The sequence below is a fragment of the Burkholderia sp. R-40 genome (assembly GCF_049942845.1).
In the GTDB taxonomy this organism is placed as follows: Bacteria; Pseudomonadota; Gammaproteobacteria; order Burkholderiales; family Burkholderiaceae; genus Burkholderia; species Burkholderia ambifaria.
Genome location: NZ_CP187967.1, coordinates 1,182,932 through 1,196,679 on the forward strand (window position 1 = coordinate 1,182,932; position 13,748 = coordinate 1,196,679).

Sequence of the window (13,748 nt, forward strand, 5' to 3'; positions counted from 1 at the left end):
GGGAGGGGCTATGCAGGCAATTTTTCAGGTCGTCGCGAACGGCGACGACATCACGCGCGTGATTCAGGACCGTGTGCTGCGGATCCAGACAACCGACAAGCCGGGCCTCGAAGCGGACGAATGCGAGCTGGAGCTGGACGACCGTGACGGCAAGGTCCGCTTCCCGCCGAAGGGCGCGACGTTGAAGATCTCGCTCGGATGGGAGGGGCAGGGGCTGTCGATGCTCGGCGAGTATGCCGTCGACGAGATCGTGCTGCGCGGACCGCCGGCGACGATCGTCATCCGCGGCCGACCGGCCAACATGCGAGCGACGTCGAAGACGCAGCGCAATGGCAGCTGGACGAACGTGAAGCTGGCCGACATCGTGGGCGACGTCGCTCGTCGCAACAAGTGGATTGCCGCGTGCTCGGTCGACGCGGCGATTCCGCGCGCGGATCAGTTCGGGGAGAGTGATCTGCACTTCATCACGCGGATCGCGCGGCAGTATGGCGCGACCGCAACGGTGAAGGCCGGCAAGCTGATCGTTGGGCCGATCGGCGGAGGCAAGAGCGCGAGCGGCAAGACGCTGCCGGCGATCACGTTGACGCCGAGCGATCTGACCGACTACGAGATCTCGTTTCCCGATCGCGCGAGCTTCGTTGCAGTACGGGCGAAGGTGCACGACAAGAAATCCGGGAAGAAGATCGACCTCACGATTCCGAATCCCGATGCGCCTCCGGGCGCCGCTGCGGTCCACACCGAGCGTCACGCGTTCGCGAGTCCGGAGGCAGCGAAGGCCGGCGCGAAGTCTCGTCTTGAGAAGCTGAATCGGCACACCGCGCGCAGCGTGTTGCGGATGAAGGGCCGCTCGGACATCTCGGCCGAGAAGACCGTGAAGCTCTCGGGTTTCAAGCAGGAAGCGGATGGGGATTTTCTCGTCGACTTGGTCCGGCACACGTATGCCGGGAACGGGTGGGAGACGTCGGTCGAGCTGAACGCCGGCAACAAGGGCAAGGCGAAGGTGGGTCATCGCAAGAAGCCGACGAAGAAGGTCGACCTGGTCGTACCGTCGCCGCCGAAGTAACACGCGCGTGCGTCGATTCTGGTAGCCGCCTCGGGGCAACTCGGGCGGCTTTTTCTTTTATTGCGGGGGTGGAATGCAGGACCACGAGAAAACCATTCTGGAGCTGATCATCATGGGCGGTCTGATTGGTGTGGCGAAGGTGCTGGTCGGCAGCGAGCAGCTGACGTTTCGGCTGGTCGCCGGCAGGGCGGTATTGGGTTCGGCGACGTCGATGGTCGCCGGGTTGGCGCTGTTGCAGATCCCGGATCTGCCGCCGATCGCGCTGCTCGGGCTGGGCAGTGCGTTGGGCATCATCGGATCGCAGTACCTTGAAGTGCTGCTGCGTCGAAACGCGAAGCGACTGTTCGGGGAGAAGTGACGATGGCGCGTATCAGTGTTACCGCTGCAGGCGGTCGGAATCGCATCGCGTTCCTCGACATGATTGCGGTGAGCGAGATCGGCTCCGATCTGCTGGCGAAGTCGGACGATGGGTACAACGTGCTGGTTGGCTCGACGTCGTCGCGCCCGCTGCTGTTCGCGAGCTACGCGGCGCATCCGAATGTGCTCAATCGGCAGATTCCGGTGCCGTCGACGGCCGCCGGCCGCTATCAAATCCTCACGCGCTGGTGGCGGATCTATCAGGCGCAGATGAAGCTGCCGGACTTCGGTCCGGTCTCACAGGACCTGTACGCATTGCAGCAACTGCGCGAGCGCGGTGCGTTGGCGTTGATCGATGCAGGGCGGTTTCGCGAGGCTGTCGCGAAGGTCTCGAATGTATGGGCCAGTTTGCCGGGTGCTGGCTACGGTCAGCACGAAAACAAGATCGAACATTTGCTGGCTGCATACCGCGCGGCCGGCGGGGAGGTGCTCGCATGACGTGGATCGATCCGCGCATCTGGCTGCTCGTCGTTGCTGGTGTTATTGCCGGCTCGGCGGGCGGGTATTTCAAGGGGCATCACGATGCCGATCAGTCCGCGAAGGTTGCGGATCAGGCGAGGCAAATCGACGAGCTGAAGATCGAGCGTAACGAATTTCGCCGTCAGTTGGCGGCACAACAGGAGATCGCAACCGATGCTGCGAAAGAACGTGATCAGGCACGCCGCGATGCTGCTGCTGCCGATGGCGCTGCTGACGGCCTGCGCAAGCAAGTCGCCGCACTTGTCGCCGACGTCCGACGTGCCGGCGCTTCGGCCGGAAGCCCGGCAACCGGCAACGCCTTCGATCTGCTCGCCGACCTGCTCGGCCGGACTGACGAAGCTGCGGGAGAGTTGGCGCGAATCGCTGACGAACGCGGCAGCGCCGGCCAACAGTGCGAGCGCAGTTACGGCGCGTTGATCGGCGACAAGCAATTCAAACAGCCGCGATAACGCGGCACCGAGACCGGGCGGTCTCGAGAGAAACAGGGCGACCGAGCGGCGTGCAGCAACACGCTCCCCGGTCGCCTTTCCACTGTCTGAGCCAGTGAATCAGCCAAGGCCCTGCTTACCTACGTAGGCCGGCCGGATTCTACACCAAGTTTAAAAACGGCTTTCACAATGGCAAATCCCATCATTCCTTGGATCGGCGGTAAGCGCCGTCTCGCAGATCACATCATCCCGCGTTTCCCGTCGCATGACTGCTACGTGGAAGTGTTCGCAGGCGGCGCAGCGCTGTACTTTCTCCGGCCGCCGGCCAAGGTCGAGGTCATCAACGATGTGAACGGCGAGCTGATCAACCTGTACCGCGTTGTGCAGCACCATCTGGAAGAGTTCGTGCGGCAGTTCAAATGGGCGCTGAGCAGCCGGCAGGTGTTCGAATGGCTAAAGCAAACGGTCCCGGAAACCCTCACGGATATTCAGCGTGCGGCCCGGTTCTACTACCTGCAGAAAAGTTGCTTTGGGGCAAAGCTGGAAGGGCAGACGTTCGGCACGGCGACCACAACCCCGCCGGGCCTGAACCTGTTGCGCATCGAGGAGGAACTGTCTGCGGCACACCTACGTTTGGCGAACACGTTCGTGGAGCGTCTGGATTGGGCGGCTTGTATCGATCGATACGACCGGCCGCATACGCTGTTCTACTTGGACCCGCCGTATTACGAGACGGAAGGGTATGGCGTGGCGTTTCCGTTCTCGGAGTACGAGAAGATGGCGCAGCGTCTGCGGTCGATCAAGGGGCACGCGATCGTGAGCCTCAACGACCATCCCGACATTCGGCGCGTGTTCGACGGATTTCATATCGAGACCGTGCCGATTCAATACACGGTCGGTGGTGGGAGGGGCGTCGAGCGAAACGAGCTGATTATCTTCAGTTGGGATGACGCGGCGCAGCCGGTCGGACTGTTTTGAAGACGGATAGTGGGTGGGGCGATCGCCCCCACCTGACTTAGATACTCGCGTAGGTTGGGAGAAGATCCTGATCGACGAGGCGGATCTCGATGCGATTGGCAACCTCGACGTGCTCGGGATTGTCAATCGAGAACGGGGCATCGGTCACGCTGACGATGATTGTACCGGTCTGGTTTTTGCCGGCTTCGGGAACAGGGATCAGGGCGCGTGCCTCGGGGACCTGCTGTTGTGTGATGACCTTCGGCAGATAAAGCATCGCGCCGACACCCGGCTTGTCATCGAACACCTGCTTTTCGAAATAACCTCTTGGCGAAGCCTCTACGACCAACGGATGGAACGTAGCGACGATCGTCTGAATCGAGTCAGCGAGATCGTCCACGGATTGATAGCAGCGCGGTGCGTCAATGTCGATCGTGACCCGATCGGGCAGCACCTTCAAGTCTGATACGTGGCATGAAATCGCAGCTCCTTCATTGTCGCTTGTGGCGACGTTCCAGATTGCGGCGTGCGATGCGCCGCGCTTCTTGGTACTTCCGCGTTCCGTCAGAACTGCGAGCGCTGCCGTCGACGGTGCTTCGGATTCGTCGAACGCCGGGTAGAGGCTCGCTTCTTCCAGCGAATCGCCAGTCAGTCGCCAGTTTGCATGAGCCATCAATGGCTCTTTTGCCGACAGTGCCGCGACGAGCCGCGATTCTCTAACCAGCATTTCCCGAAAATCCTGGGACGAGAGGGAAGCGTCCCGAAACATCGCATTGATTTCCATGATCGGTCACGGTTGATAGACGGATTGCACACCCATGCGAGCCAACAGCGGGGCCATTTTCCTGTGGGTGAGCGGGGTCTGAAAATACCACGTCAGGCGTGCAGGCGGATTTGCCCGTACGACGGAGCCTTGGTCGATGATCTGGTCCTCCATAGTCCGAAAGCCATCGAACCATTTATCGGCCTTCGGAATAGATCCGTCGAGAAACTGATCGTAATTCCCCTTTGCCTCCTGCAGCATACATGCGGCGGGTTGGAAGCCATCAAAGAACGTGCCAAGCCATTCCCATTCATCGCTCCAGCGGCACTCTTCAATATCGAACGGGAAGCCGGTGATGCGGGCCTGATAGCGATAGGCGTTCCAATTCACACCATGATTGCGACGCATCGAGGCGCCAGCTTCGGGCGGACACTTCTTGCAGCTCTCACCCGTACGCGGAATCGCCCGGACGTCCGGCTTCGCCTTGCTTTCATCCTTTGGTGTATCACCCGACAGGCTCCCCGTTCCCGCGACTGCCGCCCCACCCAATAAGGCGACGCCAGCGCGCGCCAAGACTGGTCCGAGTTCCACTATCGCCGCCTCGATCGCCGGCACCACCAATCCCGCCATGCTCAGCCCCTCCGTTGTCGTTCTGATGTTCGATGCGCCATTTGATGACGCGTAGGTAATCGTGAAAGCGTTCGTCGGCCGAGCGTCCGGGGCGCGTAATCCATGCGCGTGTCGCCGGTTTCTCGTAAAACTTTGGCGCGTATGCCTCGATCCGGAGAAACGCGGCGACATTCTCATCGGACTGGATGCCGAGTCGTCGAGCAGCGATGTACGCGTTCCAGAGGCGCGTGGGTAGCGTGTCGTCGTCGGCCAGCTTCGGATCCGCTTTGACGAGATCCTGCCGTGTGCGTTCGACGTATCCACGTGCGTCGATCTCGGCAAGGCCGGCGACCTGTTCGCTTGTCAGCTCAAGCATGCGGGTGCACTCCCTTCAGTTTTCCATTCACTTCAACGAGCCAGTTAAATGTCGGGACGAAGAACTGCATGCGCTGCGTGAATTCCATCAGCGATGCCACGTCGGCCATGATGCGGGCGTCGTAGAAGCGGAAAAGGGCTGTACGGCCATCCGGCAAGCGCACGTCAAGTCGACGGCGCAGATCGTCGGCCAATGACTCGATTGGATAGGCGCTGATCAGCCACGACACGCCTGTCGGGCCACCGGCCATCGCGGCGAGCGAACGTCGCACGTTGCCGCCCGCACGCTCGTAGTCGAGCAGCCACGGGCCTGCATCGGCGAGCGATGCGTCCGGTGTGCCATCGAACAGCGCCACGGCCGCTTGCGATCGCTGAGGCGGGGACCCGCCGGCCGCATCTGCGAACAGGAGACCATCGACCAGCGCGTACAAGTGCACCTGCATGGTCAACTGCTGTTGCCGCGTGAAGTAGAACGCTTCGATCGAATTGCCGGTCATGGTTCTACCCGCGCGCGATCATCGTGGCAGCATTTTCGGCCGCGGACTTCAGGCATTCGAGGCAAAGCGTGGGCGAAGGGGCCAGCGCTGCTGCAGCGTTGGCGACTGCACCGCCCGTCGTCGCTTCGCCGGCTCCGACGTCGTCGAGTGTCGCGGACGATTGCGAGGCGATCAGCGTTGCCCCGCAAGCGGTCTTCATGCCTTCGATGGCCGTTTCCCGGCCGGCGATTTGATGCGGGTAGCGCCGCCCTGTCGCGGGCAGGATCGGGAAGACGCCTTTGCATTGTGGGCAAAGTACCTTGTGTCCGACGCCGGCGATGGGTTTCCCGTCAATGGTGGCGGTCGCGGTGCCCTCCAGCACGCGACCGCCGTGCGTCGTCGTGTCGCCGACGCAGATCATGGCTCGGGCCATATGCTCTCTCGTAGATGTGGTTTTCGTATGAATTTACCATTTCCGGAAGAGTAGTCAGCCGCTGGCCGTCTCGCAGTCGGTCAACGATTGTCAATCGAGTGGGGCAGCATTGGCGTCAGAGCATCCCGGCCCGACCCTTCTCGGCACGCATCAGATGCCGCGGGCGCTGAACTTCGCCCTGTCCGAAGCCAAGCGCTCCACGATCGAGGACGTTCTTTTCGACGTGATCGAACCACGCTTAAATGCAGTTACCCAGTCGTAAACCATCTATCAATGCCTCACGCTGCGGACCATACTTCCGTACATCGTGACCCAACGGGAGAGAGCAATGTCGACGGTAACCATGCAGGCTATAGTCGGCGAAAAAATCGTTCAAATTGTCCTACTGGTCGAGGACGCGACAGCCAAGATTTACATCGTCAACAACGACGGAAGCTCGCATCAGCCGCGAACGATGAGTGTTCAGGAATACCTCGATTCTGGCATGTCGAGCGAAGAAACGGTTCGGCATATTCTTGAGGTAGTTAGAGCGTCCATCGAACAAGTGGAGCGATCGCGGGGTCATTGAATGTGACGCAGGATCGCGGCCGGGGGCGCCCAGACTACTAGCCAGCTGTTGACTTGGCCTTAGCTCATCCTCGCGCGCCTCATTTCCTCGCGCAGCAGATGCATCAGCCGATGCAACTGCCCCTGCGCCCCGGCTAGATCACCCTTGTTCGCGACGTTCTTGTCGGTGTACGCGTACCACGCCTCGATGCGCTCGAGCGATTTTCGTAGGGCGCGGATCTCCAGAATCAACCATCGGACTTGAAGGTCGGTGTACTCGCGCCACAGCGCGCGAAGTTCGTCCTCGGTTGGCGCGTCGAATTCCGGTACCACTGGCCGCAACTTGAATCGCGGATCCGTGAGCGGAACGCGGTTGCGGTCGATCCTGGTCGACTCGATCGGCGCGCATGTGCCAAGGAACGCCGACCTCGGATCCTTGTCGACCCACGACTCAAATTCGCGTTTCGTGAGCTCGATCGGTGTCCTCAGGCGCGCCTTGTCGCCTTGGAATCCGTACTCCCAGATGTAGGCCCACTGTGGCTTGATCACGGCTGAGACACTGTATAAAAACACAGTGTATCGCGCGGTAAGATGGTTTGGTCAAGCACGGAAAGCGGGGACAGCGGATGTGCACCAACTACGTGGCTCCCGGCGAGGATCCGGGATTGAGCGAACTGAAGATCGACAGCTTCAGAGACCTGTATCGCTGGACCCCGTGGAAGCCGGAGATCTACCAAGACTATGACGCGCCTATCGTCGCGAGCATTGACGGACAATTCAGACCGCTGATTGCGGGATTTGGGTTCTGGCCCCGGCAACTGCAGAAAGCGAACATCGAGAAGGCGAAAGAGCAGGGGCGGAAGCCGCCTCCGATGCGTAGCACGATGAATGTGCGCGACGACAATCTTGGCAAATCGGCCCTCTACGGCCCTGCATGGCGATCAGGTAGCCGCTGTCTGATTCCAGCGCAGTATGTGATCGAGCCGTCGTACCCGGACGCGCGGCAGGCAGGCGACGGAAGGTTGGTCCTCGGCCCGTGCGTGTGGCAAAAGGTCGGCGTGGCCGGCCGTCCGACGATGTGCGTGGCCGGTATCTGGCGGACGTTGAAGGGCCCGGGCGGGACCGTGCGTCATGCAATGTCGATGATTACGGTTAATGCAGACGACCATCCGATCATGTCGCGCATGCATAAGCCGGGCGAGGAGAAGCGCTCAGTCGTGATCCTGCGCCCGGACGACTGGGAGGAATGGCTGACAACGTCGAACGTCGAGGCAGCGCGAGCGATGCTGCAACTCTACCCGGCTGACGAGATGGTTGTAGAGGCAAAGTAGGTTTGCTGCTCGCCAAGCCTACCCGAGGAGACCAGCGCCCCGCACCGGATCGCTGAAGTTCGCCGTTCGGCCAGTTGCCGGAGACTACGACTGGCGGCTGCCGGCCAAAAAGCGACGCTCGCCCCGGGCATGAATCCGACATCCGAGTGTCAGCTCCTAGTCAACTATGGACGTTCCATGCCGTCACAATTCAGACGCGCGAGCGTCACATGTCCGGTTAAGATAGGTCATTCATAGAGCTGTGAACGAGCCATTACGATGTTTGGCGATTAAATACCGAGAGCTTTGACTACGACGCGCTGTGGCGGCGACCCAGACGAAAGGAATTAATATCATGGTTGACGATAGGGCGAGAGGATTGTGGAGGTTTTGTGAGGTGATCGCCCTAACAATATCGGTAACATCATTTTTCTCTGCAATATTTCTGTCTATCTATTTTGTTAACACGCGGCCGCGCGCACCCGTACCGTCTGCCGGCAGGATTTACTATCACGATGTTCATGGACAGATTGCTTATCTAAGCGGAATTGAATATCGATCTATGGAGGCCTTGTTTTGGCTTGCCCTATTTGGTTTTATCGTTTTCGCGTTTGTCGAGCAATACAAGCATCCATTCCGGTAAGATTCAAGTGAGTAGCTGCTTCAACGAGGCACGTCCTCGTATGTCGGCTCGGGCCGAGAAGCCGCTGCTCTCCGGTGTCGACGGACGTCCGTTTGACTTCGGAAGTGGTCGTTCGTGTCGCGAGGGCCTGACAGGCTGCTCAGGGTCGTTAGCGGACGATCCTCAAAAAAGGGCGAGAGCCACGTCAGATAAGGCGCAGGTACTGCTGCATGATCAGGCAGTGCAAGTTGCTTTGCAACCAGGTGGCGAAATCGGGGGCCCGGAAGCACAAAAGCCCGCTGAGAGCGGGCTTTTCACGTGCTACAAATTTGCTACAGCAAGGGATGGGAGCCTTGCTGGACAAGCCTCGCGCCTGTCATTCCATCCCCTGAACTACGGGATGGTAACTGCCTCTGCAGTACAGAATTCGAAAGAAAGCTGACGGTTCGGCAAAGCAGCTTTGAGGCAGCGGCGTACCTGACGGGCCGAAAGTGGCCAACTGCGGACATCCGAAACAGCAACGAACATCGTCAGCAATCTACGATCGTTTCCATTTCGATCAGAAACTACAACTCGATATACTTCCGGAGGTGCATTCCACCATGGACGGAGGATATGGCGAACAAGAGTCAGATGACCATCAGCCGATACACGGCGATACTGGCTGAATACGACCTGATTCTGGACGAAGCCTGCGGCTTTTCCAGACGTCTGACTGGGCGAAAGGTCGTCGAAGAGCATCTGATACATGCCGAAGTCATCTTCACAAAGATGGTCTGCCATGCAATAAGCCTGCGACGTATCTCGCCGACGCTTCAAAACAGTTCGAATCCTGAGCTATGGGATATCGGTGCCGCATGCGCGATCGCTCGTACACTGGTCGAGTCATTCGGTGCGCTCGCGTATATCGCATTGCAACCTGTGACTGATCGCGAACGTGAAATGCGAATTCTGCTATGGGAGCTTCATGACAAGGAACATCGGTTGACCATGTTGGATGGTATCGGCGCGGCAGGTCCGGACATTGATCAACTCCGGGATGACGCAAAAATGCTACGTGACGCTGCGATGGTCCATCCATTCTACGGAAAACTATCAAAAAAAGTTCAGCAGAAAATAACTGCTGGTGAAGCTCCCGCGTACATCCGCATCCAAAGCGATCGCAATCAGTCGAGCGGGATCAATCACGATTACTACCTTAGCGTGATCATGCAGTTGTCTCAGTACGTGCATACGCTGCCGTTCGCGTTGAGCCAATTGCGACTAACTCACGCCGGCGATCCCGGCGCATTGCAGATAATGTCGCTACCGCTCCAGTACAGTATGCCCTTCATGGCAAAGGCGATCGAAGGCATGGGCCAGCTCTGGCCAGAGCTGCGCATGAAATTGCCTGAGGACACACAGCGCAAAATTGACCTATGGATTCTGCTAGCTGCCGACGGGGTGAAAGGCGCAGGAAAGTAGAGAAGACAAGGAGAAACAGGTGTCATCCGTCAAGTTTCTGGACAAACTCGCATTCATCGTGTCTGTCTCTAGCGGCACCGTTGCAGCAGTTGCGGGCGGCTATTCCTGGACACGGACTGCCATAGCGGCAGGCTGTATCGCTGCGGTAACGCCGATTATCAACAGATGGACGAGCGGTCAGCTAGCCTTCGCGCCGCGCATGCTTTCAACTAGACAAGCCGCGGCGCTGCAAACTGAGCTTCGCAAGGGCCCAAGCTTTTCGCTATGGCTCAACCACAACCGCCACGAAGATGAACCGGCGGCATTTCACGCACAACTATACGACGCCATGACGGCTGCGGGTCTGGACGTGAAGTGGTTCGGCGGATTGACGAACTCCACTACTGGAATCGAGGTCGGTGGCCCGGACATTCCGGAAAAGGTGCGGATTATGAACGCCTTGAAGTCCGCCAAGATCAAGTTCACCAACGTCCAGTACACCGATGCGCCTGCGAGCGAGCATAGTCCATTGAACACGGTCGGCGTTTCGATATCCATCGGCAAGCGTTTTTGATCCGATGCCATCTTTGGAGCTGGGGCGATCGGCAGAGCGGTCAATTTGGATGGTCAATTGGCGCAAAATATTGATTTTGTGCGTAAAGTGACGGCCTGCAAAGCCGTTTAGGCCGGTTCGACTCCGGCTCGCGCCTCCAAGTAAGAAAAGAAAAAGCCCTGAGAAATCAGGGCTTTTTCTTTTTCCGGCGCCGTTTTCATCCTTGGGAAAGCCGCCTGGGGTAGTGGGGCGGGGTTTGTCATCAGTCGGACACAAAGTTGCTTTTTGCTGTTCGGGTTCTGGTCGGGTACGCGCCGAGTGTTCAAATGTACCCGTCCGATTTAGTATGCGGAAACCACGCGCCGAACGACGGGCGCGGCTCATTTTGCGCTGAGGACACCATGCATCGTCGTACGGCGGCCCCCTACGTCATCGTGGCGGTTGGCATCGTGATCGCGTGCGCACTGATGGGCCTGTGCGTGCTGCAGCTATTTCAGAGCCGGAACGACGCACTGGAGCGCGCAAGCGAAACCTCGCGCAATCTCGGCCTGATCGCCGAGCGCGACATCGAGCGCAACTTCGAACTCTACGACCTGTCGTTGCAGGCGGTGATTCAGGGTCTGCAACGGCCTGATGTGATGTCGGCAGCGCCGGCGCTGCGGCGCGGCGTGCTGTTCGATCATGCGATGAGTGCCCCCTTCATTGGTTCGCAACTGGTACTCGACGCGAACGGCGATATCGTTCTCGATTCGGCCAACGACGTGCCCCGCAAGGGCAATTTCGCCGATCGCAAATACTTCACCGTGCATCGCGACAATCCCGACGTTGGCCTCTATGTGAGCGATCCGTTCGTGTCGCGCCTGCGCGCTGGCATGCTCTGCATTGTGCTGTCTCGGCGCATCTCGAACCCGGACGGATCGTTCGGCGGCGTCGCGCTGATTGCGATCAATCTCGAGTACTTCCACCACCTGTTTGCGGGCCTGTCGCTGGGGCAGCACGGTTCGATGTCGCTGATCGGCAAGGACGGCATCATGGTGATGCGTCAACCGTACAACGTCAGCATCGTCGGTCGCGATATCAGCAAGGCTACGACCTTTCGACGATTTCAGCGTGCGTCGGAGGGCGTATTCTCGGAAACGGCTTCAATCGACGGTGTACGTCGCCTCTACTATTTCAAGCACCTGCCGAAGTTGCCGCTGATCATCATGGTTGCAGAAGGCGAGCAGGACGTTTATGCCGCGTGGCGGCACCGCGCAGTGACGATCGGCGCACTGGTGGCGACGTTCGGCGTCGCGTTCATCGCGCTGTCATTCCTGCTCAGCGGGCAACTGCGCCGCCGGATGCGGGCCGAATCCGAGCTGGTGCTGCTGGCGCGTACCGACGGGCTCACCGGCTTGAACAATCGACGCAGTTTCGGGGAAGTTCTGGACCGGGAATGGCGTCGCGCGAGGCGCACGCATTCCGTCTTCTCGCTGCTGTTCGTCGACGTCGATCGCTTCAAGGCTTACAACGACACCTACGGGCATCAGGCCGGGGACGACGCGCTGGCGGCGGTCGCCCGCTGCATCGGCGAAAACATCCGCCGGCCGGTCGATACCGCGGCGCGCTACGGCGGGGAGGAATTCGTCGTGCTGCTTCCCGATACGCCGCCGGCCGGCGCCGCACAGATCGCCGAGCGGATTCGCGCGGCAATCGACGAACTGGCACTCGAACATGCCGGCAGCGAGTATGGGCGCGTCACGGCCAGTATTGGGCTGGCCAGCTGGACGCCGGAACAGGACAATGAGCCCGACGCGGTAATCAAGGCGGCCGACGAGGCGCTGTACTATGCGAAAACGATCGGCCGGAACCGGGTTGCCGCGTTGCAGCCGTTGGAGTGACGGGGATGCCTGTTTGCCGCTCCACAAACGCGAAAGCCCGCTGAAGGCGGGCTTTTTTGCGTGCTGCAAATTTGCTACGGCAAGGGGCGGGAGTCTTGCAGGATAAGGCTCGCGCTTACCACGCCTGCAAACTGACCATCTGTGGATCCAGTTGGCAATCGACGCGCATTGACCAGGGCATGGCCTTGGTGTCCGTGATGGACACATCATGCCGAATTTCTCTACTTCCGGACCGGACTATTTCTTGCCTCAGGGGCGGGGACAATGGCCGCGCAAGGTTTCGTATCCGCGCGCCATCCGATAAGGCACGCAGGTGCTGCTTCATCCTCGGCGTGACGTCTGCAGGTTATCGTCGGGGCCCTTTCATGGCTTCCGACTCCATGGCCGCGTTCCACTCCTCATTCGCCTCGATGGGATCCATCGCATCGTCAATCGATGCCTCTGCACGTTCGGCGGCGGCTCGAGCTTCGTCTGCCGGGGATGCGACATCGTCGTCCCCGTCCTCGTCCCCGTCACCCGGGGGATGCAGCATGTCCTCGAGCATCGCGCTCAACTCCGGCGTGTCCCAGGGCAGCCCGCGCCGAGTTCGATCGGTTATGTAGTGCTTCACTTCCGCGTCCTGCTCCACCGTAAGCGGCAGGCCTCGGAAAGTGCTTTGAGGGCCAGCGTCAATCATCACATTCTCCTGCTGCGATTGAATTTTCAGTGTACTCGCCAATTGCGGACGCGCGAACCGTGATCGCGAGGCTTTCGCGCCGGGTCGAACGTGTCGCCCGCCAAGAAAGAAAAAACCCCGCTTCGGCGGGGTTTTTCCTTTTCCAGCACGTCATTCACGCATCTATTCCGCCGGATACGTCAACGTCACCAGCTCGCACTTCGACGTACTTTTGCCGTCGTAGTCGTAAATCACCAGCAGATGCTGGCCCTTGCTGTTCAAGATCGGCAGCGTGATCGCCCGGCGATTCGGATTGTTGCCACCGGCCGGCTCGTCTGCACTCTGCTTGCGGATTTCGGACTCGAGATCCGACGGCGTGTTGATGCCGTTCTCCGGGCCGCGGCTGCGCACCCGGCTGTAGAAGTGAAAACCGTTGTCGGTCCAGCCGCGCGGCAGCATGTTGCGCCACTGGTTGTTGGTGACTTCCTTCCACAGCAGATCGGTGTTGCCGGTCAATACGAGCGGCGTCGGACACGCGCCGGCCGCGAACGCTTGTCCGCAAAAAAGCGGAAGGGCGGCAAGCGAGCACGCCACGCAGCGGAGCGCGCGTCGCGCGAGGCCGGCGTCGTGTCGCGAATCGGGATGGTACGGCAGGGCATGGGGCGTTTTCATACGGCATCCTCCGAGTGATGGATCGGTATGCGACCGCGCTGCGGCCGCTGGGGAATACCGTATCGC

18 protein-coding genes and 1 tRNA gene are annotated in these 13,748 nt (G+C 59.9%); 11 read left to right on the top strand and 8 right to left on the bottom strand.

Features of this window, described 5'->3' with window-relative positions:
- The first annotated feature begins 10 nt into the window (after window positions 1–10).
- The 5 genes from ACP26O_RS05575 to ACP26O_RS05595 all read left to right on the top strand — a co-directional run bounded on the left by ACP26O_RS05575 (window position 11) and on the right by ACP26O_RS05595 (window position 3,366).
- Complete coding sequence (locus tag ACP26O_RS05575; RefSeq protein WP_212061165.1) at window positions 11–1,063, top strand: phage late control D family protein; 1,053 nt, start codon at window positions 11–13, stop codon at window positions 1,061–1,063.
- A 73-nt stretch (window positions 1,064–1,136) separates the two neighbouring features.
- Window positions 1,137–1,421 carry a phage holin family protein gene (locus ACP26O_RS05580; RefSeq protein WP_060145593.1) on the top strand — a complete coding sequence of 95 codons (285 nt, stop codon included), beginning with the start codon at window positions 1,137–1,139 and terminating at the stop codon, window positions 1,419–1,421.
- A 2-nt stretch (window positions 1,422–1,423) separates the two neighbouring features.
- Window positions 1,424–1,918: a glycoside hydrolase family 24 protein gene (locus tag ACP26O_RS05585; protein ID WP_212061164.1), complete on the top strand. Its 495-nt coding sequence runs from the start codon at window positions 1,424–1,426 to the stop codon at window positions 1,916–1,918.
- A complete protein-coding gene (locus ACP26O_RS05590; protein ID WP_212061162.1) occupies window positions 1,915–2,409 on the top strand; it encodes a DUF2514 family protein in 495 nt (164 codons plus the stop codon). Before ACP26O_RS05585 ends, ACP26O_RS05590 begins: the two co-directional genes overlap by 4 nt.
- Window positions 2,410–2,577: 168 nt before the next feature.
- Entirely contained in the window at window positions 2,578–3,366 is a 789-nt protein-coding gene (locus tag ACP26O_RS05595) for a DNA adenine methylase (protein WP_212061160.1), read from the top strand.
- A gap of 37 nt (window positions 3,367–3,403) precedes the next feature.
- On the opposite strand, the gene ACP26O_RS05600 is transcribed toward ACP26O_RS05595, so the two are convergent.
- The 5 genes from ACP26O_RS05600 to ACP26O_RS05620 are packed head-to-tail and all read right to left on the bottom strand — an operon-like array spanning window position 3,404 to window position 6,001.
- Window positions 3,404–4,129 (bottom strand): immunity 52 family protein, encoded by a 726-nt coding sequence (locus ACP26O_RS05600; protein WP_426356310.1) that lies wholly within the window; start codon window positions 4,127–4,129, stop codon window positions 3,404–3,406.
- Window positions 4,130–4,135: 6 nt separating this feature from the next.
- A complete protein-coding gene (locus tag ACP26O_RS05605) occupies window positions 4,136–4,729 on the bottom strand; it encodes a restriction endonuclease fold toxin 5 domain-containing protein (RefSeq protein WP_346274631.1) in 594 nt (197 codons plus the stop codon).
- Window positions 4,614–5,093: a hypothetical protein gene (locus ACP26O_RS05610; RefSeq protein WP_426356311.1), complete on the bottom strand. Its 480-nt coding sequence runs from the start codon at window positions 5,091–5,093 to the stop codon at window positions 4,614–4,616. The genes ACP26O_RS05605 and ACP26O_RS05610 overlap by 116 nt, the downstream gene beginning before the upstream one ends.
- Entirely contained in the window at window positions 5,086–5,589 is a 504-nt protein-coding gene (locus tag ACP26O_RS05615; RefSeq protein ID WP_426356312.1) for a DUF4123 domain-containing protein, read from the bottom strand. The genes ACP26O_RS05610 and ACP26O_RS05615 overlap by 8 nt, the downstream gene beginning before the upstream one ends.
- 4 nt (window positions 5,590–5,593) lie before the next feature.
- A complete protein-coding gene (locus tag ACP26O_RS05620) occupies window positions 5,594–6,001 on the bottom strand; it encodes a PAAR domain-containing protein (RefSeq protein ID WP_175765987.1) in 408 nt (135 codons plus the stop codon).
- Between the two features lie 328 nt (window positions 6,002–6,329).
- Between ACP26O_RS05620 and ACP26O_RS05625 the strand changes: the two genes are divergently transcribed.
- Window positions 6,330–6,569 (top strand): hypothetical protein, encoded by a 240-nt coding sequence (locus ACP26O_RS05625; protein WP_426356313.1) that lies wholly within the window; start codon window positions 6,330–6,332, stop codon window positions 6,567–6,569.
- A gap of 59 nt (window positions 6,570–6,628) precedes the next feature.
- Here the strand turns inward: ACP26O_RS05625 and ACP26O_RS05630 are convergent, their stop codons facing one another.
- Window positions 6,629–7,120: a hypothetical protein gene (locus ACP26O_RS05630; RefSeq protein WP_212061150.1), complete on the bottom strand. Its 492-nt coding sequence runs from the start codon at window positions 7,118–7,120 to the stop codon at window positions 6,629–6,631.
- A 53-nt stretch (window positions 7,121–7,173) separates the two neighbouring features.
- Between ACP26O_RS05630 and ACP26O_RS05635 the strand changes: the two genes are divergently transcribed.
- The 5 genes from ACP26O_RS05635 to ACP26O_RS05655 all read left to right on the top strand — a co-directional run bounded on the left by ACP26O_RS05635 (window position 7,174) and on the right by ACP26O_RS05655 (window position 12,355).
- Window positions 7,174–7,878: an SOS response-associated peptidase family protein gene (locus tag ACP26O_RS05635; protein WP_426356314.1), complete on the top strand. Its 705-nt coding sequence runs from the start codon at window positions 7,174–7,176 to the stop codon at window positions 7,876–7,878.
- A gap of 1,234 nt (window positions 7,879–9,112) precedes the next feature.
- Window positions 9,113–9,943 (top strand): hypothetical protein, encoded by an 831-nt coding sequence (locus ACP26O_RS05640; RefSeq protein ID WP_426356315.1) that lies wholly within the window; start codon window positions 9,113–9,115, stop codon window positions 9,941–9,943.
- 19 nt (window positions 9,944–9,962) lie between these two features.
- Window positions 9,963–10,496 carry a hypothetical protein gene (locus ACP26O_RS05645; RefSeq protein WP_212061146.1) on the top strand — a complete coding sequence of 178 codons (534 nt, stop codon included), beginning with the start codon at window positions 9,963–9,965 and terminating at the stop codon, window positions 10,494–10,496.
- A gap of 21 nt (window positions 10,497–10,517) precedes the next feature.
- Window positions 10,518–10,635 (top strand) — tRNA-Ser (locus ACP26O_RS05650).
- Between the two features lie 241 nt (window positions 10,636–10,876).
- Window positions 10,877–12,355, top strand: coding sequence for a sensor domain-containing diguanylate cyclase (locus tag ACP26O_RS05655; RefSeq protein ID WP_175664191.1), 1,479 nt, complete (start codon window positions 10,877–10,879; stop codon window positions 12,353–12,355).
- Window positions 12,356–12,701: 346 nt separating this feature from the next.
- On the opposite strand, the gene ACP26O_RS05660 is transcribed toward ACP26O_RS05655, so the two are convergent.
- A complete protein-coding gene (locus ACP26O_RS05660) occupies window positions 12,702–13,031 on the bottom strand; it encodes a hypothetical protein (RefSeq protein ID WP_011656363.1) in 330 nt (109 codons plus the stop codon).
- 162 nt (window positions 13,032–13,193) lie between these two features.
- Window positions 13,194–13,682, bottom strand: a complete 489-nt coding sequence (locus tag ACP26O_RS05665) for a hypothetical protein (RefSeq protein WP_175664027.1) — start codon at window positions 13,680–13,682, stop codon at window positions 13,194–13,196.
- Between the last annotated feature and the right edge of the window lie 66 nt (window positions 13,683–13,748).